We start from the raw sequence: 23,069 nt of genomic DNA, 5'->3' as shown, positions 1-23,069 counted from the left end.
TTTTTATTTCTGAAGCTTCGGAACAAATTGCGCATATTCCTTCCGGTCTAACACCGTTCCGTCCCGGGTAACAATAAGTTTTGCTTTCTCAGCCTGCTTTTTCAGCATTTTCTGCTCAATATCCAGTACCATCATCGTAAATGGGTTGTCTATCCATTGATCACGGTTTCTTTCCAGACGGCTCTGCAATGTCTCCTGGGGGGTACTGTCAAGGTAGATGGGGATATCCACACCGCTGTAGTATTCACTGTTGCTGTGTGTCCACTCCACCAACAGCACTTTTATTCCGGTGAAATCCTTCTCTTCATACCACAGTTCTGTCTCTTCGCGTCCCATATGTCTGACCCATAGCTTTTCTCCGCCGGCTTTAAACGCATGAACCAATCTGTTTACTTCCTCAAAATTAATTTCCTTTTCCGTGCCAAGATAATTTTCCAGAGCCCTTCTGCCGTTTCTGAGATAGGACTCATACCATGGATATTTCCCGACATGTTTTTCATCCGCATCATTTCCGGCTTTTTGAAATTCCTGAATGATTGTACATCGTTCTTCTGTATAAGTCTGCTCTTTCAGCATTCCCACAATTGCATTTTCTCTGAAAATCTGTAGCCGCTCCGCATCATTGTACTTGGGAATTCTATGTGGATAAGCATCTCCTGACAGAATGTAATTTTCTATCCCTTTTTCCTTCAAGAAGCAGGAAAGCAACAATGCCGTCACTGTTTTTCCGGATCCGGAGCCTCCGCTTACTGCAACGACTACTTTTTCGGAACGTGTCTGCTTCGCACAGTTTTCAATCATGGGGAGCAGCTTTTGCATCAGTTTTTCTGCCAACGCAGTATCATATATTTTCAGTAGCTCCTTTGATGACGGTTCTGCTTCACTTTCCATTATGGTTCCTTTTTCTATCATATCTGTTCCTTTATCGTCATTATTTTACTTTGTGGACTCCCGGTCGATCAGTTCTACCGGAAATACAACCTGGGATGGAACCTTTTCACTCTTTACTTTTTTCACAATCGCTTCTATGGCATATTCGCACATTTCCCGAACCGGCTGATGAATGGTCGTAATGGAAGGATACGTCAGTGTGGAAATCCAGGTATCATCGAATCCCACAATAGAGATATCCTCTGGAACACGTTTTCCCATTTTTTTGCATGCACGGATAATATTTGCAGCCATTACATCACTTGTTGCAAAAATTCCATCCAAATCCGAATTTTTTTTCATTAATTCCAAAATATTGTTGCCGAATTCTTCTGATAAGGGAGCCAACCTGTCTGTATAAACCACACGTCCACTGATTTTTTTATCCTCGCAACACTTCATAAATGCCTTTTCTCTGCTATATGCAGGAATATTTTCCTTGGTAGGCTGGTTAAAAATCGCGATATTTCTGCATCCGGCATCAAACAGCCGGTTAGCCGCCAAAATACCACCCTGATAGTTATCGCAAAGAACTGCCGGAATATTTTCCGCAATTTCTCTCTCAAAAGAGATCAACGGACAGTTGGAATCCAAATGTTCCATCGTCTCTCCGATATGGCTGCACACAACAATTCCCAGAACTCTGTGAGAATAAAGCAGATCAATATACTGTAATTCCTTTTCCCTACTGTTCTCGGAAATACAGACCATTATCTTGTAGTTGTGTTTTGTTACATAATGCTCCAGCCAGTGAAGGACCTTACTGAAATAAGGATGCTCTACGGATGGGAGAATCACCCCGATATAATCACTCTTCTGCCGGGATAAATTTCTCGCCATTTCGTTTGGCATATAGTTCAGCTTTTCCATGGCAGAATATACTTTTTCTCTCGTCTCTTCACTGATGTATCCACGATTATTCAATACTCTGGATACCGTTGTGGAGGTCACTCCTGCTTCTGCAGCTACATCTTTGATTGTTGGCATATTCCCTTCCCCTTATCTTACTTTTTTGCATCAGACAGTAACGGAAAGTCCGTCGTAAGTCAACAGGAACCCCTCCTGATCTACCAGTCTTTCATATTCCTGCGGAATCATACCGCACATATGAGAATAATGATTCAGATAATATTCCGTATCCGGTGTCACTGCATGCATTCTGCGGAGTCTCTCCCGCAGCTCTACATTTTCCCGAATTCCCATATGCGTGTCACCATCCAGTATACCTCTGCAGGTATCCATACTGACGACGTCAAATTTTATGTTCTGTTGTTCTATAAAATCCAGTGTTTCCTCCGGCAAAGCCCCCGTATCATTTGCATACAATAAGGTCGATCTTCCATCCTCGATCACAAAGATCAGAGCTTCCTCATCCAGCTTGTGATATGCCTTTAAAGGTGTAAACTTCAAATGACCTATCCGGAATGGTTCAAACTTTTGAATCCGGTGAAATCTCATCCTTGTCAGATCTACATGTGGATCCTTAGCTATTATCTCCATAATACAATCCCGAACCGCATCATTGCCATAAATTTCCATTACTTCTTTATCTTTTTTTTGAATAACGGATGCCATTTCCCGCAGTCGGAAGCATATTTCTGTAGTATTCAGGTGATCGGAATGGGAATGGGTAAATACCACATGATTCACCTCCGATAAATCCACATGGCTGTTAATGCATTGTGAAAAGATATCCGGGGTATCATCACCTGATCTATCAGAGTACAGCTACGTGTCTTTACATTTTTTCCCAACAACATTCTTACCTTACGACATGCTTCACACTGGCAGAAAATACTGGGGAATCCTTCTGCTCCGCCTGTTCCGAGATATCTGATTTCCACTTTATCACCCCTTAATTCCGCTGGATGTCACAGATGTCACAAACTGCTTCTGAAATACCAGGAATAACCATTTAAGAATATATACTAATTTTTATTGTATGTCAACCGGTTACATATATAAATTTTCAACAAACTTGGATTTGATTTTTTGTATAGTTTCACTTTGTACTCCAATTTGACGCAGATATTCCGGAACTCCACCCCATTCCTGGTCAATCCAGTTCAGAATCCATTTCATGTTGTAGATATTGGAACCGGAAATATCGGTCGTAAATTTTGTAATATAGGTACTGCTACATTGGTAATCCACCAGAATATCTTCCCGATCCACTCCCATGGATGATAAAATCAACATTGCCAGAATACCGGTACGGTCTTTGCCGGCTGCGCAATGGAACAATACCGCTCCCTCGGAATCAGCGACTACCTCCAGAGCTTTCCTGATCTCTTTTCCTCCGTTGCGGAGCATCAGGCGATACATGCGATGCAGCGTTTTGGTCTCCACCACACTACTGTTTACAATATCCAACTGTTCCAGCTTTGTGGTACCCATAAGCGGACAGTTGATATAATCCATACCCTTTCCCAATCTGTCCGGAAGATCTTTTGTCTCACTGGGAAATCTTAAGTCAATGACCGTATTGACTCCCAGGTGCTCTATCTTTTCAATATCCTCTTCCGTCGCCTTATTCAAAGCTGTGCTCCGGAAAATCACACCATATCTAGTTACGCCTCCGTCACACGCATAGCCTCCCAAATCTCTGAAATTTGCCACCTGATCCAAGCGATATCTCCTACAATTCATCTCTTTCCATCCCTTTTTATCTCTGTTATTGTTATTTCACTCCTTATCCCAACGGTTCTCTTGAGGTCTTTGCATCCCCAAAAAAGAACATAAAATCCTGAATTTCTGTTCTCATCATTTTATCGGTACTTATAAATTCCTTTGCCTTTTCAAACTGTGGTTTTCTGTCGTAGGGAATTTGTTTCAATCGGATCTCGCCGTCTGTAATCGTCGCATAATGTGCCGTCTTATCCGGGTCATCGGGTCTTCGATACGAGGCACTTCCCGGGTTCAGCCATTCCATTCCATCACCTAAAATATGAATACATTGTCTGTGTGTATGCCCGAAAATCAGTCTTCTGTTCCCTGTATTATCTGTTCCGTAATGCTCCGCCCAATATTTATCAAACGCGTACCTGCTTTCTATCGTCCCATAACCACTATCATACTGATGGGCAATTCCGTATTTCCATCCGTCTGCCTCAAAATATGCGGTTTCCGGTAACTGCTTCAGCCACCTAATACCCTGGTCGTTTAGCTGTTCACAATTATAGTGAACCCACTTGTATTTTCCATCTTCTACATTTTTCCATTCCTTACTTTCATAAGTATTTATAACGTGAAGATCATGGTTGCCATACACAAGATGCGTGTTTTTCAGATTGCGGAACCGTTCTATCACTTCCGCCGGATAGATTCCATAGTCTGTATAATCCCCGGCGCAGCACAGAATATCGTAATCAGCCTCTTTTTCCAAAATAGTGTTCAATGCGGCTATGTTCGCATGTACATCTGATACTACCAGTACTTTCATTTTCCGCACCTCCTTCTTTTTTCACATTATATAATTTTACCGCACGTATGTCAACCGGTTGACATACGTGTTTCATAATTTTTTATATTACAAAAAGTCTGCCACATGGTGACAGTCTTCCTTACAAGAACCGGAAACAAGATAGAAATCATAAATGTATGGTTGCGTATTTCATCACATCTATGTTACAATGTTTTTTAGGAATTTGTTCCTATTAACTGAAGGAGGGACTGAAAATGAGTCCGGTTGCAATTACATTATTAGTCATCGTGATAGTTCTGGCTATCATCATTGCAGTATTATATTTCTTAGGCAAGAAAGCACAGAAAAAGCAGGCAGAACAGCAGGAGCTGTTAGATGCCAACAAGCAGACCGTATCCATGCTGATCATTGATAAGAAGCGGATGAAGCTGAAAGATGCCGGGTTGCCACAGATGGTCATCGACCAGACACCGAAGATGATGCGTGGCTCCAAGCTTCCCATCATCAAGGCAAAGGTTGGCCCGCAGATCGTATCCCTGATCTGTGATGAGAAGATTTTCGAAAGTGTTCCCGTGAAAAAGGAAGTAAAGGCCGTTGTCAGCGGTATCTATGTACTGGATGTCAAGGGACTGCACGGCAAGACCGAAGCCGCTCCCGAGAAAAAGAAAGGCTTCTTCAAGCGCATGATCGCTTCCGCACAGGAAAAGGCAGGAGCAAAGCCTGTCAAGTAAATAACGATTCAGAGCCATGAAAAAATAGCAGATCTGCGCATCTGCTATTTTTTTGCATAGAATTCCGAATCGTTACTGTTTCTCCCGGATATGTAGCTTTAAACAGCTCTCACTGAAAGGTTCTCCCTCCTGGTCCAGGATATATTCCACCGTCACACAGATCTGATCTTCCTGTTCTTCCACCTGCACCCTGCGGGTCTCAATCCCCAGCAGCAGCTGTCCGTAGGGCGTATTGTAAGGCACCACATGTCTCTTATTTTCCTCGAAGATCATATGCATCTCCACGGCTCCCTGTCTGGTCAGCTCCAGGAGGTTATCCCGGAACTTGATCCGGCTCTTACAGATTCCGTCGAATCCCTCCATATCCTCCTCATAGAGAAGATAATGGCTGTCGTTTCTCTTAAAATATTGTGCTGTCTGCGCGGTCTCCACTACATCCTTATCCGAAGTGCCCTCGGCATCGTGCAGACCGGACAGAACGAGTTCTACTTCCCGATTCATCTTCATCCGTCCTTTTAATACTCATCAATCTTGATCGTCTTCGCTGACAAAATACCATATTTAATAATAGAGTTGGCAAAACGTTTGAACTTCTCCGCACCGTCGCTGACATAAAACTGATATTTATTTTCTCCCAGATGAGGTTCCTCCTCATTGAGAATATTATACTGCTGCAACAATTCTTTCAGTTCTCTGGCGGTCTCGTATGCCGGGTTCACCAGTGTCACCTGATCCCCCATGATCCGTCCTACCGTAGAGCGGATCAGCGGATAATGCGTGCATCCCAGGATCAGGGTATCAATATCAATGTCGATCAGCTCCGTCAGATATCGTCTGGCGATCTCATCTGTCACGGGATCCTCCCACAGCCCCTCTTCCACCAGCGGCACAAACAGGGGACAGGCTTTCCCGTAGATGGTAACATTTTTGTTCAGTTCCTGTATGTATTTATTGTACATCTGGCTGCCGATGGTAGCCTCGGTGGCAATAACGCCGATACGCCCGTTGCGGGTCACTTCCGCTGCGGTCTTCGCTCCCGGCTTGATCACACCAATGATGGGAATATCCAGTTCCTTCTCCAATTCATCCAGTGCATAGGCGCTTGCCGTATTGCATGCCACCACAATGGTCTTCACCTGAAAAGTTTCCAGGAAACGCACAATCTGTTTGGAGAAGCCGGTGACCGTTTCCCTGGACTTGCTGCCATAGGGCATTCTCGCCGTATCTCCGAAATATATAATCTTCTCATTGGGAATCTGCCGCATGATCTCCCGGGCTACGGTCAGTCCGCCGATGCCAGAATCAAATACACCGATGGGTGCATCCTTTTTCAGCGCAGTTATATTCTCCTGATACATGGGATTTCTCCTTCTATCTTTTTAACATCGTAAGCAGTCTGCTCTTGAAGTGGATCTGTTCCGGATCCGCTTCCAGAAGCTTCCAGTAGATCTGACTGTCGGAATTCCATTCTACCACTTCCGCATCCTTCTGTACAGTCTTGGTCTCTTCTGCCTGCTCCTCGTATACGATTTCATAAGTGGACGGCAGCATGGCCAGTTCCGGGTAGATCACTCCCCACCAGCCATAGCAGGCTGTGCAGACCGCCGCCACCCGGATCCCCTGCCATGCCACTCTCCGTAATTTTTCATAAAAAACACATAATCTATCCATCAGTGAACCTCTTTCCTTTTATGGTTTATGGAAAGAATTTCCACTTTCCGGATAGATTATACGATTCCGAAGTTATTTATTTTTCTCCCGCTCCAGTCGGATCTGGCGGATGATGGCCTTTTTCTGGTTATCGATATGCACCTTGGCCATATGGGATGCCGTTTCCTTATCCTTTTTGACAATGCTTTCGTAGATCACCTTATGTTCCTCCACGAGGCGTTCATGCTGGCTGCTGTCTTTGATGTACTCAAACCGGTAACGGTACATCTGCTCCGACAGATTATTCACCAGCTGGATCAGGCGCTGGTTCCCCGTAGCTTCCACAATGATATCATGCAGTGCCACATCCGCCTGTGCAATCTGTTTCACATCTTTGGTCTTCACCGCCTCTTCAAAGATATCACATGCCTTTTTCAAATGCTGCAATTCTTCCTGTGAGATACGGTCACATGCCAGTTCCACGCAGAGAGCATCCAGTGCACGACGCACTTCCAGCACATCGTTCATGCTTTTCTCCGTGATCTGCGCTACTTCCGCTCCTCTTCTGGGGATCATGGTCACCAGACCTTCCAGCTCCAGCTTACGGATCGCTTCCCGGATCGGTGTACGACTGACTCCCAGCTTATTGGCAAGGTGGATCTCCATGAGTCGTTCTCCCGGTTTCAGTTCTCCCGTAAGAATGGCCTGTCGCAAAGTGTTGAATACCACATCCCGAAGCGGCAGAAATTCATCCATTGTCACCTGTAAATTATCCTGCATAACCTTTTTTGCCGTTACTCACAGAATTCCGTCAGGAATATCTGCTTAGCCAGCTGTTCCTCCTCCAATTTATCATATGCCCTGCGGGCCATGTCTTTTTCTACAAAAATGCCGAATACCGTTGGGCCGCTTCCGCTCATCAGGCTGTTGATGGCTCCCAGTTCCTTCATCCGGTCTTTGATCTTCTGAATGATGGGATATGCACTGACAGTCACTGTCTCCAACACATTTTCCATCCGGTCCAGAATTCCCTGTAAGCTCTCCTCGGCAATCGCCTCCACCATGCCGTCAATATCCGGATGTTTCCGGATCTCCTGCGCATCCAGATGTTCATACACATATTTCGTAGATACGTTAATATCCGGCTTTGCCACCAATACATAACAATCCGGTGCCGGAGCCAGCGGAGTCAGCTTCTCACCGATCCCTTCGGCCAGAGCCGTTCCTCCCATGACACAATACGGAACATCTGCACCGATCTTCACACCCAGCTCCATCAGGTCCTTCAACGTACATCCCAGATCAAACAGGCGGTTCATTCCCTTCAGGGTGGCTGCAGCATCCGTACTTCCTCCCGCCATACCGGCTGCGATCGGAATATGCTTCTCCAGGTGGATCTTCACGCCTTCGGTAATATGATATTTCTCAATCATGAGTTTTGCCGCTTTATAGATCAGGTTATCCTCATTCGTGGGAAGCTCCCCGGAATCCGTAGTGATGACGATGCCTCTGGCTGTCCGCTGAAAATCCAGTACATCATAAATACCAACGGTCTGCATGACCATCTTCACTTCGTGATAGCCATTTTCCAGTCTTCTGACCACATCCAGGCCCAGATTAATTTTGGCATATGCTTTTATCCGATATTCGTTCATTTTGCTCTGCTCCGTTTTGTATACAATGATTGTACTTAATTTTATACAATCCATTTCTCTTTGTCAATGGTTCCCTAAAGTATTTGCCGTTTTTCTCCGATATAATGGGTGTAGTAAGTAACACCACAGTCAAGGATGACAAAAGGTACGGACAAAAGCCGTACCGGAAAAGAGGAAATTATGAGTGTAAACGGAATTACATCAACACAGGCCGCTGCAGCTTACAGCTACAGCAACTCAAGTGCAGCAAAAGAAAAAACTTCCGCCGAGGAAGTAAAAAGCACAAAGACCTCAGAGGATACCGGTGTCATCTATGAACACAATACCGACACCAAGACCTCTTCCACGAAGAAAACCTATAAACCGAACACCGCTTTGATCAACAAATTAAAAGCGGATGCAGATGCACGTACCAGCCAGCTTCGTTCCCTGGTAGAAAAGATAATGGGCAAGCAGGCTGACACCTACGGCAACGCCAATGACATCTGGTCCTTCTTACGTTCCGGTAATTATACCGTAGATCCCGCCACCAAAGCACAGGCACAGGCAGACATTGCAGAAGACGGCTATTGGGGTGTGAACCAGACCTCCGACCGTATCATACAGTTTGCCACTGCTCTGACCGGCGGAGATCCCGACAAGATTGAATCCATGCGTGAGGCATTCAAGAAGGGCTATGCACAGGCGGAAAAGACCTGGGGCGGTTCTCTCCCCGAGATTTCCCAGAAGACTTACGATGCCGTTATGGAAAAGTTCGATAAACTGGCTGCTGACGCCGGTCTGACTGCCGAAGCCTAAAGACCTTTTACCAGCAGAAGTTTCCGGCCGGGTTTTAATTCATCGCTTTCCAGCGCATTCAGTTCCCGGACCGCTTTTACCGGCATATGATATTTACGGCCGATACTCCACAGATCATCTCCCGGCGCGGTAATATAGATCACCGCGCTGGGAAGTTCTGCCAGTACGGCACTGTCAATCTCCTGTTCCGTCACTTCTTCAATTGCCATGAACTCTGTGCTTTTCATAACTGTCGTTGAAAAAGACAGCACCGCTTTTACATCCACTTCTTCCCCATCGATCAGATTTACCTGTAATTGTTCCATTTCGCAGTGTACCTCTGCCTGGTCAGTATCCCCGATTCCCGGCACACTCAGCAGATATTCATAAGGAATCTGTATCCGGGTGCTTACATAAGGTGTCTCATCCTTTTCCGTAATGCACAATACCGTGAGATCAATACTTCCCTGCAGCCGTATTCCGTCCTCCGTAATATCCCGGTGATCAATGGAAGCTGTTCCCTCGCTGTGCAATATCTGTAGGATCGGACCGTCAATATTTGTCCCTGCATGATCCGTTATCTTGGTCTTGCCGGTGATCCGTGTCAGCAGCTGACGCACACTGGTCTGCCTGGTATCCGGGATCACTTCATTCTTCACTCCGTAGATATCCCTCAAAATATCGATCTGTTCCTCTTCATAGAGCCGGATATTCAACTCCAGCGCGCACTCCATTCCCAGGATTCTCTCCTCCCCATCCAGATCAGGCTGAATGGTCAATGTCTGCTGTCCGGGTTCCTGCCGCAGCAACGTATACCGGATATCCGGCAGCAGATCCTCCCGGCATCCCTGGCATTCCAGGCTTCCGTTTAATGGAAGTGTCGTCTCATAAGAACGGATCGCCCTGTCCTCCCCCTCTGCTTCGTAGAGCACGAAAATCTGAATATCTCCCTGGATTGCCAGTTTTTCCTCCTGTGGTTTAAATTCAACGTCCCGCAGTGAAATATTGCTCCAAAGGATCTGATAGATATTAGGATAGCTGGAAGGCAGCGGAATTTCTTCTTTTTTGCGGAAAATATCATTTTTACAGATGGCAAGCTGTGTCACTTCCATCGGCTCGATCCGATATTCCACGCCGGCTTCCGTATCTTCTCCCTGAATCCCCACAGGAAGCTCTTCATCATAGATTTCTTCAATACGGGCGGAGAGAAGGATCAGCGCCTGTAAGCTCAATTTGCGGGAATTGATCATATTTACCGTGAAATCTTCCACCGTTCCTTCCACGGTCACCGTATCCGAGGGTAATACCCCTTCCATGCGGATCCTCTCCTCAAAAGGCAGAGCGCCGCCCAACAGTACAAGACTGCTTCCTGACTCCCGCGTATGATACAAAATGGCATACCCCATTTTTCCCCGGACGGTTACCTCATCCGTACCCGGACAGATCTCTTCGATGACAACCTCTCCTTTTTCCAGATTCAGGGTACTGATATCCGGCTTATCCTCCGGAAGATTCAGATCTTCTTCCATGGTAAACTGCATGACGGTGGACCGTTTTACCCGGTCCATATGTATATTTCTCTTGATCAGTTCCACAATAACAGACCTCCATATATACAGATATGTCTATATATATGAAGGTCTGTGCTGTTTTATACCGTATTCTGTTCTCTGTCCGCTTATTCCACCGCACCGATGAGGTCAGTCAGATTCTCTACGTGATATGTGCGCATGTAATCTTCAATGCCCTCCACGACTTTTACCGTCGTATAGGGATCCACGAAGTTCATGGCGCCCACACTGACTGCACTGGCTCCCGCCAGAATGAATTCGATGGCATCTTCCGCCGTAGCGATGCCGCCCATGCCGATGATGGGAATCTTGACTGCCTGTGCCACCTGGTATACCATACGAACCGCAATGGGTTTGATGGCAGGACCGCTCATGCCGCCGGTCTTGTTGGCAATGGCGAACTTCCTGCGGTGAATGTCGATCTTCATGCCGGTGATGGTGTTGATCAGAGACAGTGCATCCGCACCTGCTGCCTCTGCCGCTTTCGCCATTTCCGTAATGTCTGTCACATTGGGGCTCAGCTTCATGATGATGGGCTGTTTTGCATGTTTTTTCAGTTCGGAAGTAATGTTATACAGGGCATCCGCTTTCTGTCCGAAGGCAATGGCTCCTTCCTTGACATTCGGGCAGGATACATTGATCTCCAGCATGCTGACTGCCGGCTCGTCTCCCAGACGTTCCACCACGTCCACATAATCCTCCACGGACTTGCCGCAGACATTTACAATGATCTTCGTGTCATATTTTTTCAGGAAAGGAATGTCTCTCTCCATGAACACATCAATGCCGGGATTCTGTAATCCGATGGCATTGAGCATGCCACCGTACACCTCCGCCACACGGGGCGTCGGATTCCCGGGCCAGGGTACATTTGCCACACCCTTGGTCACCACCGCACCCAGGCGGTTCAGATCTACAAATTCTTCATATTCCATACCGGATCCAAAGGTCCCGGAAGCTGTCATGACGGGATTTTTAAAGGTCACTCCTGCGATCGTTGTCTGTGTATTCATCAGATCTCTACCTCCTCAGCATCAAATACGGGACCGTCGGTGCAGATTCTTGCATTATGCACATGCGAATGATGATCCACTTCCTTTGTCTTCACAACACAGCCCAGGCAGGCACCCACGCCGCAGGCCATATGCTCTTCCAGGGAGATATATGCCTTGATCTTCTTTTCTTCCGCGTACTTTTTAATGGCACGAAGCATGGGCATCGGTCCGCAAGCGAAGATCACGTCTGCCTGCAGATGATTCTCCTCAATGGCGTTCATGACATTGCCCTTCGTGCCGACACTGCCGTCTTCCGTAGCAATATATACGGTTCCGTTTTTCTCCAGGTCCTCTTTTAAGAACAGCTGGTCATCACGATAACCCACGATGATCTGCTTTTCCGCAGATGCCGGAAGCTCTCTGGCCAGTTCCAGCATGGGAGGAATACCGATACCGCCGCCCATGAGGAATACCTTTTTACCCTCCGCGGCCTCTGTGGGGAATCCGTTTCCTAAGGTTCCCAGGATCTCCACGCTGTCTCCTTCCTGATAGGAGGAAAACTCCGCAGTACCCTGTCCTGCGATACGGTACACGATGCGCAGGGCATCTTTTTTGTCATTTACCTGGCAGATACTGATGGGACGGGGCAGCAAAGTGCTGCGGTCCTTAGGATAGACGCCGATGAACTGACCGGCTTTTGCGCATGCCGCCAGCTCCGTAGCGATCCACATATCAAAAATTCTGGGTGCGATCTCTTTCTGAGAAAGCACGGTTGCTGTGATTTTCTTTTTCATTTTGTTATCCTTTTCTATTCTATATATAAGTGACAAGCGTTATCTGCTTATATGCGCTCTCTAACGCGCACGCTATGCTTCGTATACCATTTTACCACCGCAGATGGTCTTCTTCACTTCACCTTTTAATTTCCATCCGGTAAAAGGAGTGTTCGTTGCCTTGGATGCATACTGCTCCGGGATGAACTCTGCCGCAGTATCGATCAGGATCACATCCGCAGGGCCTCCCTCCGCCAGATATCCGGCATCGAGATGATACATGGCAGCCGGATTCGTACTCATGAGGCGAAGCAGCTGCTTCATGGTGAGATATCCTGCATCTACCAGTTCTGTAATGCCCAGTGCCAGAGAAGTCTCCAGTCCTGTGATACCACTGGGGGCTTCCGTGATGGGTTTTGCCTTCTCCTCTGCGGTATGGGGCGCATGATCGGTGGCGATCATGTCGATCGTGCCGTCCACCAGTCCCCGGATCACTGCCTGACGATCCTCTTCTTCTCTCAAAGGAGGATTCATCTTCGCCAGCGTGCCGTATTTGATCACGGCATCTTCTGTCAGGGTAAAATGATGTGGTGTGGCTTCCGCATGAATATTAGAACATCTCTTTTTCGCCTGACGCACCAGTTCTACCGCTTCCTTACTGCTGATATGCTGAATATCGATGCAGGCTCCGGTCTCTTCCGCCAGCTTCAGATCCCGTTCCACCAGTGCGATCTCCGCCTCTCTGGAAGAGCCGCCGATTCCGTAATGTTCACTGGCCTTTCCGCGGTTCACACCGTTGTTCTCGATATATTTCGGGTCTTCTTCATGGAAACTGATGGGCATATCCAGCTCTGCGGAGATCTCCATGGCCCGTCGCACCAGTTCCGCATCCAGCAGGGGCACACCGTCATCCGTGAATCCCACAGCACCCGCCGCTGCCAGCTTCTTCATATCCGTCAGCTGTTTTCCCTGCATGCCCATGGTCACGTTAGCACAGGTAGTCACATGGATCCCCGTCTTCGCTCCCTTGTCCAGGATATACTTCAGGGTCTCCTCACTGTCCACAGTGGGCTTCGTGTTCGCCATCAGCACCACGGTGGTCACACCGCCCTTCGCCGCTGCCGCAGCTCCGGTGTTGATATCTTCCTTCGCTGTAAAACCGGGATCTCTGAAATGCACATGCACATCCACCAGTCCCGGAGCGACTAACAGCCCTTCCGCATTGATCCTTGTCACCTTACCCTTCGGTTCGATTTTTTCTGCGATCTTTACGATCTTGTCTCCGTCGATCAGGATATCGAAGTTACCTTCTTTTCCTGACTTGGGATCGATCATATAACCATCCTGTATCAGTATCATATCGTCTCCGTTCCCGGGCTTTTGCAGCCCGTCTCCATGACCTGTTTCTCGGAAAAGTTTACCATGTTTTCATAGAAAAGAAAAGAGTGTTATAATAGAAAAAAAACGGAGGACCGAAGACATGAAAACACGAGAAGAAGCGTTGGAATACGGATTATCTTTTCCGGATACGTATACAGAAATGCCCTTCCACGATCCAGGCTGGCAGCTGGTACGGGTGAAGGGCAGTAAAAAAGCATTTCTATGGACTTATGAAAAAGACGGTGTGCTGCATCTGAATGTGAAAACCGATCCTGCCTGGCGGGACTTCTGGCGCAGCACCTTTTCTTCCGTCATTCCCGCATATCATCAGAATAAAGAACACTGGAACACCATTATCTTAGACGGCACCATCCCCGATGAGGACATCCGGCGCATGATCGCGGAGAGCTATGATCTCGTCACCTACAGTCCCACGAAGCGGATCTATGAAGCAGTGAAACAGATTCCGAAGGGCTGTGTCGCCACCTATGGGCAGGTGGCTGCCATGGCGGGAGAGCCCAAAATGGCACGCGCCGTGGGAAATGCCCTGCATAAGAATCCGGATCCCGAACACATCCCCTGCTACCGCGTCGTCAATTCCAAGGGAGAGCTCTCCGGTGCCTTTGCCTTCGGCGGCGCCGATGAACAGGCCAACCGCTTGCGGGCAGATGGCATTGCGGTGATCAATAACCGGGTTGATCTGGTAAAATACGGGATGAAGCTTTAAGGCTTTAACTATGCCGTTTTATTTCCGGTATTTATTTTGACATTGACAATACAGATACCAATGCACACCAGAACCAAAGCGATCAGTGCATTCCATCCCAGTTCTGCGGAGCCCTCTCCCAGCCACCATGCGGATGAAAGCACCCCGAATACCGGGTTCGTAAATCCGAAGATAGCCACCTTGGAGACGGGATTGTATTTTAACAGAATGCCCAGGTTTTCTGTAGGATTTCTGTCTTTTTTCGCCAGTCTTTACGTTATTTTTTCTCGATCTGGGAACGGATGTCATCCTCCAGGATGTGTTCCACATCCCTGGCTTCTTTACGGATGTTTTTCAGATTATCCCGGATCTCCTGTTCTTCTTCCATGATCTCGGGATGTTCCTCTTTTTCTTCCTTGATGAACATGCATAAAAAGCTGATCAGCAGAATCGTACAGGAAATCCAGATCGTTTTCGCTCCAATGTATCCGATCATATGTCCACCCAATGCCGCGCCGACAGCAAACAGGAAGATGATTCCGAAATAATAACCGGATTTTCGCAATATCTTTTTATCTTTCGTTTTTCCATAAGCACATAAGGATTCCATACCACTGCGCAGGTTGCCGATACACATGGTGCTGGCGAAAGCATAACCGTTCACCTTGCGGAACGCCTGTACCTGCATGGCGCAGGCGAAAGATACCATGGCATTGGCCAGCAGATCTATCTCATTCGGTAAAAAACCGACTACAAACAACAAAAGTATTTCGATCGCAAGTACCAGCTGTCTCCAGTGGATCTTCTGTGCCTTCTGGTATTTCATACGGATGCATTCTGCCATTGCCACTCCCAATGCGAAGAACAGTAATGGAGAAAAATAGCGAAGTACCGCCTGCCAGTTCCTGTCTACCAGATTCTGTGCCAGCAGCACGATATTGCCGGTCTGTGCATTGGCAAACACTTTTCCCCGGTACATATAGGTATAAGCATCCTGCAGACCACCGGAGATTGACAGGATCCCGGCGATCAGAAAAGACTCTGACATCTGTCCATGTATTTTACGTTGCATAAAAATCTACCTCCCTACAGGCATCTCCTGATTACAGTATGGTTTTTTGCATTTTATCACATTTTCCAGTCCTTGTGTAGAATCTGGATGATACTTTTTTATATCTTCTGATCATTCGTAAATTACTGTTTTGTCCAAGAACTCTGTTTTTATCACAATGTAAGGCGTGGAGGGTTTCTCTGCGCCTTTCTTTTGCCCGGTGATCTCAGGACCCAAAAGCGTGGTGCCGACATAGATGGCATCCTCCGTCAGATACAGTTCATCCACAGCAATACTGTACCCGCCGGTCTTCTGCTGCCCATACCCGATACTAATATAGAGATTCTGATCATCACTGTAGGTCAGATGAAAAGGTTCGGTACCTTTTTCGACAATCACCGTCTTCAACTCCTCCGGAATTTTTTCATCGCTGAGTACTGTAAAATCCAGATCCCGCAGTTTGATTTTTTCCTCCTGAAACAGACCGCATCCCGTTAACAACAGTACACACAGTACCGGAATCAGGATCACACCGTTTTTCCACCGTTTCCGTTTATTCTTCATACATTATCCACCACGGACATTTATTTATCCTATATTTATGCGGAAAATGCAGTGATATACGTTAATTTTGCTCCTTTTCTCCTGTTGGAATGTGCGTTATAATAGGACATGTGCGCCAAAAGACGCCTTACAGAAAGATGAGGTTTTACAACTATGAATGATAAATTCAGCAGAAAAATATTCTGCGATGGTATGCGGGACGGCTTCCCCATTGCTCTTGGATATTTCGCCGTATCCTTTTCTCTGGGAATCGCCGCAAGGCACGCCGGTTTCACCCCCATGCAGGGATTCCTGGCCAGCCTGTTAAACAATGCTTCCGCCGGAGAATATGCAGCTTTCACGCTGGTAGCGGCACAGGCAACTTACTTGGAAGTAGCGATCATTACACTGATCGCCAATGCACGGTACCTGCTCATGAGCTGTGCCCTGGCACAGAAGTTCTCTCCCGGCACTCCCTTTTTTCACAGACTGATCATCGCCTATGACGTCACCGACGAGCTGTTCGGTATCACGATCGCAAGACCGGGTATCCTGAATCCGTATTATACCTACGGTGCGATCCTGTTAGCCGCTCCTGCATGGGCCGGAGGAACCGCCTGCGGTATCATTGCCGGGAATGCATTGCCCCTGCGTGCTGTCAGCGCACTGAGCGTTGCCTTATACGGCATGTTTTTAGCCATCATTATTCCTCCTGCCCGGAAAAGTAAGATTGTGGCAGTGCTGGTGGCCATCAGTTTTGCCCTGAGCTTTGTCTGCAACTATCTTCCCGGCGTTTCTTCTCTGTCGGAAGGTACCAGGACTATTTTATTGACCGTGATCATCTCCGGTGCGGCAGCGATCCTGTTCCCGGTAAAACAGGATGCGGAGGAAGCTGCTCCCGTGAAAGCCAATGATTCTGTACAGAAAGGAGACAACGTAAATGAATAATTATATCTACATAGCCGTTATGGCAGCCGTCTCCTATACGATCCGTGTCTTACCCCTGACACTGATCCGGAAACCGATCAAGAATCAGTTCATTCAATCCTTTTTGTACTATGTACCTTACGTGACACTGGCTGTCATGACCTTCCCGGCCATCATCCACGCTACGCAGACGCCTATTTCCGGACTGGTGGCACTTATTGCCGGAATCATCGCCGCATGGCTCGGTGCCGGACTGTTCCCGGTATCTGTGATCTGCTGCGTGCTGGTGTTTGTGATCGAATTGTTTGTGAAATGAAATAAAAAAGTCTCTGAAATAGTTTTATTCATGATGCGCAACACTCTATTTTTTTGTTGCGCATTTTTTGTTACTTTTTTGTCTCTGATGTCTAATAATATGGTATAATAGATATGCGCAATCGGTTGTACAATTATGTTTTACGGGAGGATTACTTATGCATCATTTTACAAGACTTTCACACAAGCGTCTGTTGGCTCTGTGTCTCAGCGCAGGACTGATCATGGGCAGTCTGTCCGGCTGCGGCAGTCAGGGCAGTGCAGCAACAGATACTATAGCAGAACCTGCTGTTTCCGCTACTGTGGGCACCACAGATAACACTGCTTTTCCCCTGCCTGAGGGGCCGGAGGAGTCTACCATTTTTGTCGAGCCGGTCGACGGCATTTCCGATGACTTTTACCGTGGTATGGACGCTTCCGCCGTGCTGGCTCTGGAGAACAGCGGCGTGAAATATTATAATTTTGATGGGAAAGAACAGGATGTTTTTATGACACTGGCACAGGCCGGTGTGAACTATATCCGTCTCCGGGTCTGGAATGATCCCTATGACGAGAACGGCAACGGTTACGGCGGCGGCAATAATGACGTGGCGACCGCCATTGCTCTGGGACAGCGTGCCACAAAATATGGCATGAAAGTCTGCATTGATTTTCATTACTCCGATTTCTGGGCGGATCCCAAGAAACAGTTTGTTCCCAAGGCATGGGAAGGCATGGAGATTGAAGAAAAGTCCGATGCTCTCTATAACTTCACTCTGGAAAGCCTGACACAGCTGCTGGATGCCGGTGTGGATGTGGGTATGGTACAGATCGGTAACGAGATCAACAACGGTATGTCCGGTGAGACCGATGTGGCAAATGTCAGAAAACTTCTGACCGCAGGCAGCAAAGCCGTCCGGGAAGCTGCAGTGAATTCCGGCAAAGAAATTCTCGTTGCTGTACATTACACGAATATTGATGATATGAAGAAACTAGATACACTGCTGACCGGATTACAGGTAAAAGAAATCGATTATGATATTGTGGGTCTCTCCTTTTATCCCTACTGGCACGGCACCATGGATGATCTGAAAAACGCCATTATCCATATCCGGGATACTTATGGCAAGAAAGTATATGTCGCAGAAAATGCTTATTGCTATACCGCGGAAGACGGTGACGGATCCGCCAACAGTGTGGAAGGAACCGATGATCTGGCAGAAGGTTATTCCGCCAGCGTACAGGGACAGGCAAATGAAGTGCGGGATGTCTGTGCTGCAGCCAGCGAGTCCGGTGCCGAAGGTATCTTCTACTGGGAAGGCACCTGGATCCCGGTCGGTCCAGCAGATGCTGACAATTCCGCCCTTTGGGAGAAGTACGGCAGCGGCTGGGCCAGCAGCTATGCATCCGGTTATGATCCGAAGGATGCCGGCCAGTACTACGGCGGATGTTCCTGGGACAATCAGGCAATGTTTGATTTCACCGGACACCCTCTGGCCTCTCTGAAGGTATTCAAATATCTAAAATACGGTGCTACCGCTCCCCTGGCTGTGGATAGTATTCCCGCGGTTACGGTAGCATGCAATATCGGTACGGATCCGGAATTGCCCGATACGGTAAGTGTTATTTATAATGATCGGTCCGAAGCACAGGTTCCGGTCACCTGGAATACCGACGATGTTACTGCGGTCGATACGGAAAACGGCGGCAATTTCACAGTGTCGGGTACACTGGAGGACGGTACGGAAGTCACCGCTGCTGTCACGGTAGACCGCATCAATTATGTGCAGAACCCAAGCTTTGAGGATAGCGATACTTCCATGTGGACGGTCAACTATTCCGGAGAGACGGATCCTACCGATTATCAGGTAAAGGCTGCAGATGCCCACAGTGGCGAAGTTGCTTTCCACTTCTGGTCAGGAAGTGCGGATATGGATTTCTCCATCGAGCAGAGTTTCACAGATCTGGAACCCGGCACTTATGAATTATCCGCGTTCTCCCAGGGCGGTGATCTGTCCGATGATGCTTCCATGGAATTGTATGCGCTGGTAGACGGCAGGGAGTTGACTGCTCCCTTCAAGCTTACTACTTATGCGGACTGGCAGAATCCCGCCATTCCTGAGATCAAGGTAACTGACGGATCCCTGACCATCGGTGTAAGATACAAATGCAATGTGAACAGCTGGGGAACACTGGATGATGTGACACTGAATCGTGTTGGAGAATAAATTGAGAGTTACGAGCCATGCAAGCATGGCTTGGCTGACGCGGACATCGTGTCCGCTTTCCCCCTGTTTTTCAGCACTTTTCAAGAAAATATCAACGCCCTCCGACAGACATCGCGGCATGACATTCCGTCCACTGTGGGCGTTCTGTGTTTTGGGTCTATACAGAAAAAATGAGTTGTGAGATACTAAATTTGCTACAAATAAGGCATAAAAAGATGAATATGGGTCTATAGAGAAAAAAACGGCTCTGAGGTACTCATTTTGAAGAAATTGAGTATCTGGCAGGCAAATTTTTCGCTATAGGCCCACATTGTTTAGTTTTTGCTTTTTACCCATCCCCAAAAAGTATCTACAGGGAAATTTATCTTCTATAGACCCACGAAGTTTTTAGAACAACTATTCAACCAACTCTCAATATCCCAATAAGTTTCTGTATTTCTCCAAAGTCATTTACATACTTAATTCTTATTTTTAAATTTTATACATGTGTTTTCTAAAGCAATATACATACCTATTTTCCGTTTTAGCCTATTGCGCATGTGTTTTCCCAGTTATCATACATGCCGGATCATTATTTTTTGCTTTAAAGCATGTATTTTCCGACTTGTTATACATACCTAATTATGACTTTTGAGTTATTCGCATGTGTTTCCTACTTTTTTTCACATACCTAATTCCTGTTTTTGAATTGTCCGCATGTATTTCTTGATTTTTCGCACATACTAGATTCTTGTTTTTAACTTCCGCACATGTATTCTCAAATGCTCTGTCTAAATAATTGGGATGTCTTTCATAACCCAGCAGAAAAGGACTGCTCCCCCAGACGTAGATGCGGCGGAGACTGTGAGATTTTCTTGGAAAGTGGTTGCGCCGCAGGGGGCAACGCGAACACGATGTTCGCGTTAGCCGGTAAGCGACATGGATGGCAGCGTAAAGGCGGCCCCGTCATGATGAGAAGCACTTCGCCACTTTCCTTTAGAAAATCCACAGTTGTAGCCAGCATCTGCGTCCAGGGCGGGCAGTCCTTTCTGCGTGGATTTTACGGCCCCTACGTTACGAGCCATGCACTCAATTCATAAATGTGTCGCAAAGGACGCTCCACATTTATTTCATTGACGGCTGTCGAGTGTGTCCGTTGGACGCACAGTATATAGTCAAAAACAAAAACAGCGACTTGTGAGCAAGCTCCCAGATCGCTGTTTCTGTTTTGACTTTGCATGGCTCGTAACTTTCAATTCTCTGAAACTTTCCCTCCCGGAAGTCGTTCTATAGTATAGATCATGTTACTTATTCACGACTTTGGGAGGGTATTTATATGAAGAAAAATATTTTGCTGTTATCGCTTTGCACTTTACTTGTGCTGTCGTTCACCGGCTGCGGAGCTTCCGGAGATTCACAGAATCCCACAGAAGCCGCAGGCCCGATTGCTCCGGTGATTGCAGAATCTCTCGCTCCGACGGAGTGCCCGGAATCCGGGGCTGAGGATGATCTGGCGATAGCCATAGGGAGTGAAGCTCTCTGCGACCTGGGATCGGTGCGGTTCTCCCTGTCTCTTCCGGAGACCTGGGACTATGAAATCCGCAACGTAACTACCAGTGAGATGACTACCGATGCCATCGTCTTCTGGAACATCGCATATCCGGAGGATACCTTTACTCTGGTCTATGCTCCCGTACCGGGGATCTGCGGTACCGGTGTCACCAGTGAGAAGATTACTCTGCCAGACAGCGGCCTCAATGGCTGGAAACACACCGAGATCTACCGGACCGAGCAAAAGTACTGGATTTACATTACCCTGTCCGATTCCGACATCCCTTTGCAGGGAAATACCCTGCAGCTGGAATCCACACTTCCGTTAGCAGACTGGTATACTCTGGAATCGGATTTCAACCGTATCTTTGAGACCATCCGGCTCCAATACACAGATTTTGAAACTCCTGGGACGCAGGATGCTCTGCTCTCACCAGCGGAAACACCCTCATTTCCCGAAATGCCATGCCTTTCTTCCACATCTGTTCTGTGGTTCCGCTCTATACCATCTGTACTACCCACACATTACTCTTCACCATGTAGTAGCCGATGATGACCTTGATCATCTCCGTACCCTGCACCAGGAAATAGATGCTTACGATCCCCAGCCCGGTAAAGTGTGCCAGCAGATAAGCCGCAGGTACCACGATCACCCAGGTAAATACGGAATCAAACAAAAACGTTACCACCGTCTTGCCGCCGGAACGCAGGGTAAAATAGGAGGCATGGCTGAATGCACAGAACGGCATGATGATCGCGGAGACTGCGATGAACCGCGTAGCCAGTCCCTTGATCTCTTCCGAAGTATTATAAATACCGGGGAAAAATCCTCCCACCACGAACATCAATGCTGCCATGATCACACAACAGAAGACACTGAATACGATCATCTTATTGTCCGCATCCTTCGCCTCTTTCAGCTTGCCGGCGCCCAGATACTGTCCTACCACAATGCTGATACAGGAGCCTAACTGCAGATATACAATATTGAACAGATTCGTAATGGTGGATGCGATATTCAGTCCCGCCACCACATCCAGTCCTCTGACGGAATAACACTGGGTCACGGTAGTCATACCCGCTGCCCACATTACTTCATTCATCATCAGGGGGAAGCCCTTGACGAGAATTGCTTTCAGTTCCGCAAAAGGAATACCGAAGCCGGTATAGGCTCCTTCCAGATAGCGGTTCTTCGCCCTGTGCATGTGTGCCCAGATGATCACGATCAATGCCTCAATGTAACGGGCGATCACCGTAGCCAGTGCCGCTCCCGCTACCCCCATCTTGGGAAAAGGTCCGATGCCGAAGATCATCAGATAATCCAACAGCGCGTTGGTCCCCACCGCTACGAAGCTGGCTAACATGGGAATAAAAGTCTGCCCGGTCTCTTTGATATTCGTAGCATAGGACTGGTTCACCGCAAAAGGGATCAGACCTACCATCATGATCGCCAGATACTCCTGACCGTATTTCAATGCCACATCCGTAGCTCCGTTCCCCACCGTATCCGTCAGATACAGGGAGATCAGTGCGGATCCCTTCATCAAAAACAGTAATATCGCTCCTCCGGTCACCAGCAGGGTCGCATATAATTTAAAACGGAACGAATACATATGCCCCTTATGATTGCCCTTGCCAAAATACTGGGCACCGAAGATGCTGGCTGCGGATACAGCTCCGAAGATCGCCAGATTATACACAAAGATCAGCTGGTTCACGATAGCAACACCGGACATCTGCTCCGTACCCAGCTGTCCTACCATAATATTATCTAAAAAGCTTACCAGATTGGTAATGGCATTCTGCAGGATCATGGGGATCGCAAGCAGCAGATATCTGCGGTAGAAATCCCAGTTTCCGATATATTTTTTCTTGAATTTAGTTAACATCTTATCCCTCAATTC

25 protein-coding genes are annotated in these 23,069 nt (G+C 47.4%); 7 read left to right on the top strand and 18 right to left on the bottom strand.

Features of this window, described 5'->3' with window-relative positions:
- Positions 1-3: 3 nt before the first annotated feature.
- The 5 genes from H9Q77_RS02200 to H9Q77_RS02180 all read right to left on the bottom strand — a co-directional run bounded on the left by H9Q77_RS02200 (position 4) and on the right by H9Q77_RS02180 (position 4,372).
- Positions 4-912, bottom strand: coding sequence for an ATP-binding protein (locus tag H9Q77_RS02200; protein WP_249326458.1), 909 nt, complete (start codon positions 910-912; stop codon positions 4-6).
- Between the two features lie 24 nt (positions 913-936).
- Positions 937-1,917, bottom strand: coding sequence for a LacI family DNA-binding transcriptional regulator (locus H9Q77_RS02195; RefSeq protein WP_249326457.1), 981 nt, complete (start codon positions 1,915-1,917; stop codon positions 937-939).
- A 30-nt stretch (positions 1,918-1,947) separates the two neighbouring features.
- Positions 1,948-2,571, bottom strand: a complete 624-nt coding sequence (locus tag H9Q77_RS02190; RefSeq protein ID WP_249326456.1) for an MBL fold metallo-hydrolase — start codon at positions 2,569-2,571, stop codon at positions 1,948-1,950.
- 312 nt (positions 2,572-2,883) lie between these two features.
- On the bottom strand, positions 2,884-3,549 hold the full coding sequence (locus tag H9Q77_RS02185; RefSeq protein WP_249327120.1) for a tyrosine-protein phosphatase: 666 nt from the start codon (positions 3,547-3,549) through the stop codon (positions 2,884-2,886).
- Between the two features lie 73 nt (positions 3,550-3,622).
- Positions 3,623-4,372 carry a metallophosphoesterase family protein gene (locus tag H9Q77_RS02180; RefSeq protein WP_249326455.1) on the bottom strand — a complete coding sequence of 250 codons (750 nt, stop codon included), beginning with the start codon at positions 4,370-4,372 and terminating at the stop codon, positions 3,623-3,625.
- Positions 4,373-4,608: 236 nt separating this feature from the next.
- On the opposite strand from H9Q77_RS02180, the gene H9Q77_RS02175 reads away from it, so the two are divergent.
- Entirely contained in the window at positions 4,609-5,085 is a 477-nt protein-coding gene (locus H9Q77_RS02175; protein WP_249326454.1) for a hypothetical protein, read from the top strand.
- Positions 5,086-5,157: 72 nt separating this feature from the next.
- Here the strand turns inward: H9Q77_RS02175 and H9Q77_RS02170 are convergent, their stop codons facing one another.
- The 5 genes from H9Q77_RS02170 to ispE all read right to left on the bottom strand — a co-directional run bounded on the left by H9Q77_RS02170 (position 5,158) and on the right by ispE (position 8,390).
- The gene (locus tag H9Q77_RS02170) at positions 5,158-5,592 is read right to left on the bottom strand and encodes a DUF1934 domain-containing protein (RefSeq protein ID WP_118692617.1); all 435 of its coding nucleotides are present in this window, start codon (positions 5,590-5,592) and stop codon (positions 5,158-5,160) included.
- Positions 5,593-5,600: 8 nt separating this feature from the next.
- Complete coding sequence (murI, locus tag H9Q77_RS02165) at positions 5,601-6,443, bottom strand: glutamate racemase (protein ID WP_249326453.1); 843 nt, start codon at positions 6,441-6,443, stop codon at positions 5,601-5,603.
- Between the two features lie 13 nt (positions 6,444-6,456).
- Positions 6,457-6,756, bottom strand: coding sequence for a hypothetical protein (locus H9Q77_RS02160; RefSeq protein WP_249326452.1), 300 nt, complete (start codon positions 6,754-6,756; stop codon positions 6,457-6,459).
- Between the two features lie 72 nt (positions 6,757-6,828).
- Positions 6,829-7,515 (bottom strand): GntR family transcriptional regulator, encoded by a 687-nt coding sequence (locus H9Q77_RS02155; protein ID WP_118546599.1) that lies wholly within the window; start codon positions 7,513-7,515, stop codon positions 6,829-6,831.
- Between the two features lie 14 nt (positions 7,516-7,529).
- Positions 7,530-8,390: a 4-(cytidine 5'-diphospho)-2-C-methyl-D-erythritol kinase gene (ispE, locus tag H9Q77_RS02150; protein ID WP_118692653.1), complete on the bottom strand. Its 861-nt coding sequence runs from the start codon at positions 8,388-8,390 to the stop codon at positions 7,530-7,532.
- 180 nt (positions 8,391-8,570) lie between these two features.
- Here ispE and H9Q77_RS02145 point away from each other — a divergent pair, with 180 nt between their 5' ends.
- Entirely contained in the window at positions 8,571-9,188 is a 618-nt protein-coding gene (locus H9Q77_RS02145; RefSeq protein ID WP_249326451.1) for a hypothetical protein, read from the top strand.
- Here H9Q77_RS02145 and H9Q77_RS02140 read toward each other — a convergent pair.
- The 4 genes from H9Q77_RS02140 to H9Q77_RS02125 form a co-directional block, all read right to left on the bottom strand.
- The gene (locus H9Q77_RS02140) at positions 9,185-10,762 is read right to left on the bottom strand and encodes a DUF3794 and LysM peptidoglycan-binding domain-containing protein (RefSeq protein ID WP_249326450.1); all 1,578 of its coding nucleotides are present in this window, start codon (positions 10,760-10,762) and stop codon (positions 9,185-9,187) included. The two genes, H9Q77_RS02145 and H9Q77_RS02140, sit on opposite strands and share 4 nt — an antisense overlap.
- A gap of 83 nt (positions 10,763-10,845) precedes the next feature.
- Positions 10,846-11,751, bottom strand: coding sequence for a dihydroorotate dehydrogenase (locus H9Q77_RS02135; protein WP_022153680.1), 906 nt, complete (start codon positions 11,749-11,751; stop codon positions 10,846-10,848).
- A complete protein-coding gene (locus tag H9Q77_RS02130) occupies positions 11,751-12,527 on the bottom strand; it encodes a dihydroorotate dehydrogenase electron transfer subunit (RefSeq protein WP_249326449.1) in 777 nt (258 codons plus the stop codon). The genes H9Q77_RS02135 and H9Q77_RS02130 overlap by 1 nt, the downstream gene beginning before the upstream one ends.
- Before the next feature lie 72 nt (positions 12,528-12,599).
- Positions 12,600-13,865 carry a dihydroorotase gene (locus tag H9Q77_RS02125; protein WP_249326448.1) on the bottom strand — a complete coding sequence of 422 codons (1,266 nt, stop codon included), beginning with the start codon at positions 13,863-13,865 and terminating at the stop codon, positions 12,600-12,602.
- Positions 13,866-13,986: 121 nt separating this feature from the next.
- Here H9Q77_RS02125 and H9Q77_RS02120 point away from each other — a divergent pair, with 121 nt between their 5' ends.
- Positions 13,987-14,613 carry a methylated-DNA--[protein]-cysteine S-methyltransferase gene (locus H9Q77_RS02120; protein ID WP_249326447.1) on the top strand — a complete coding sequence of 209 codons (627 nt, stop codon included), beginning with the start codon at positions 13,987-13,989 and terminating at the stop codon, positions 14,611-14,613.
- An 8-nt stretch (positions 14,614-14,621) separates the two neighbouring features.
- Here H9Q77_RS02120 and H9Q77_RS02115 read toward each other — a convergent pair whose 3' ends face one another.
- From H9Q77_RS02115 to H9Q77_RS02105, 3 genes are all read right to left on the bottom strand, one after another.
- Positions 14,622-14,792, bottom strand: a complete 171-nt coding sequence (locus tag H9Q77_RS02115) for a hypothetical protein (RefSeq protein ID WP_408641164.1) — start codon at positions 14,790-14,792, stop codon at positions 14,622-14,624.
- A gap of 77 nt (positions 14,793-14,869) precedes the next feature.
- Entirely contained in the window at positions 14,870-15,664 is a 795-nt protein-coding gene (locus H9Q77_RS02110; RefSeq protein ID WP_249326446.1) for a YoaK family protein, read from the bottom strand.
- 111 nt (positions 15,665-15,775) lie between these two features.
- On the bottom strand, positions 15,776-16,207 hold the full coding sequence (locus tag H9Q77_RS02105; RefSeq protein ID WP_249326445.1) for a protease complex subunit PrcB family protein: 432 nt from the start codon (positions 16,205-16,207) through the stop codon (positions 15,776-15,778).
- 153 nt (positions 16,208-16,360) lie between these two features.
- Between H9Q77_RS02105 and H9Q77_RS02100 the strand changes: the two genes are divergently transcribed.
- The 4 genes from H9Q77_RS02100 (at position 16,361) to H9Q77_RS02085 (ending at position 21,718) form a co-directional block, all read left to right on the top strand.
- On the top strand, positions 16,361-17,134 hold the full coding sequence (locus H9Q77_RS02100) for an AzlC family ABC transporter permease (RefSeq protein WP_249326444.1): 774 nt from the start codon (positions 16,361-16,363) through the stop codon (positions 17,132-17,134).
- Positions 17,127-17,429 (top strand): AzlD domain-containing protein, encoded by a 303-nt coding sequence (locus tag H9Q77_RS02095; RefSeq protein ID WP_148448920.1) that lies wholly within the window; start codon positions 17,127-17,129, stop codon positions 17,427-17,429. Before H9Q77_RS02100 ends, H9Q77_RS02095 begins: the two co-directional genes overlap by 8 nt.
- A gap of 157 nt (positions 17,430-17,586) precedes the next feature.
- Positions 17,587-19,635, top strand: coding sequence for a glycosyl hydrolase 53 family protein (locus tag H9Q77_RS02090; protein WP_249326443.1), 2,049 nt, complete (start codon positions 17,587-17,589; stop codon positions 19,633-19,635).
- A gap of 1,315 nt (positions 19,636-20,950) precedes the next feature.
- On the top strand, positions 20,951-21,718 hold the full coding sequence (locus tag H9Q77_RS02085; RefSeq protein ID WP_249326442.1) for a hypothetical protein: 768 nt from the start codon (positions 20,951-20,953) through the stop codon (positions 21,716-21,718).
- Here H9Q77_RS02085 and H9Q77_RS02080 read toward each other — a convergent pair.
- Complete coding sequence (locus H9Q77_RS02080) at positions 21,666-23,054, bottom strand: MATE family efflux transporter (RefSeq protein ID WP_249327119.1); 1,389 nt, start codon at positions 23,052-23,054, stop codon at positions 21,666-21,668. The genes H9Q77_RS02085 and H9Q77_RS02080 overlap by 53 nt on opposite strands.
- Positions 23,055-23,069 lie beyond the last annotated feature (15 nt).

The sequence above is a fragment of the Simiaoa sunii genome (assembly GCF_014337175.1).
In the GTDB taxonomy this organism is placed as follows: domain Bacteria; phylum Bacillota; class Clostridia; order Lachnospirales; family Lachnospiraceae; genus Acetatifactor; species Acetatifactor intestinalis.
Note: the sequence above shows the minus strand (reverse complement) of the source record. Positions and strands in the feature narration are given on the sequence as shown.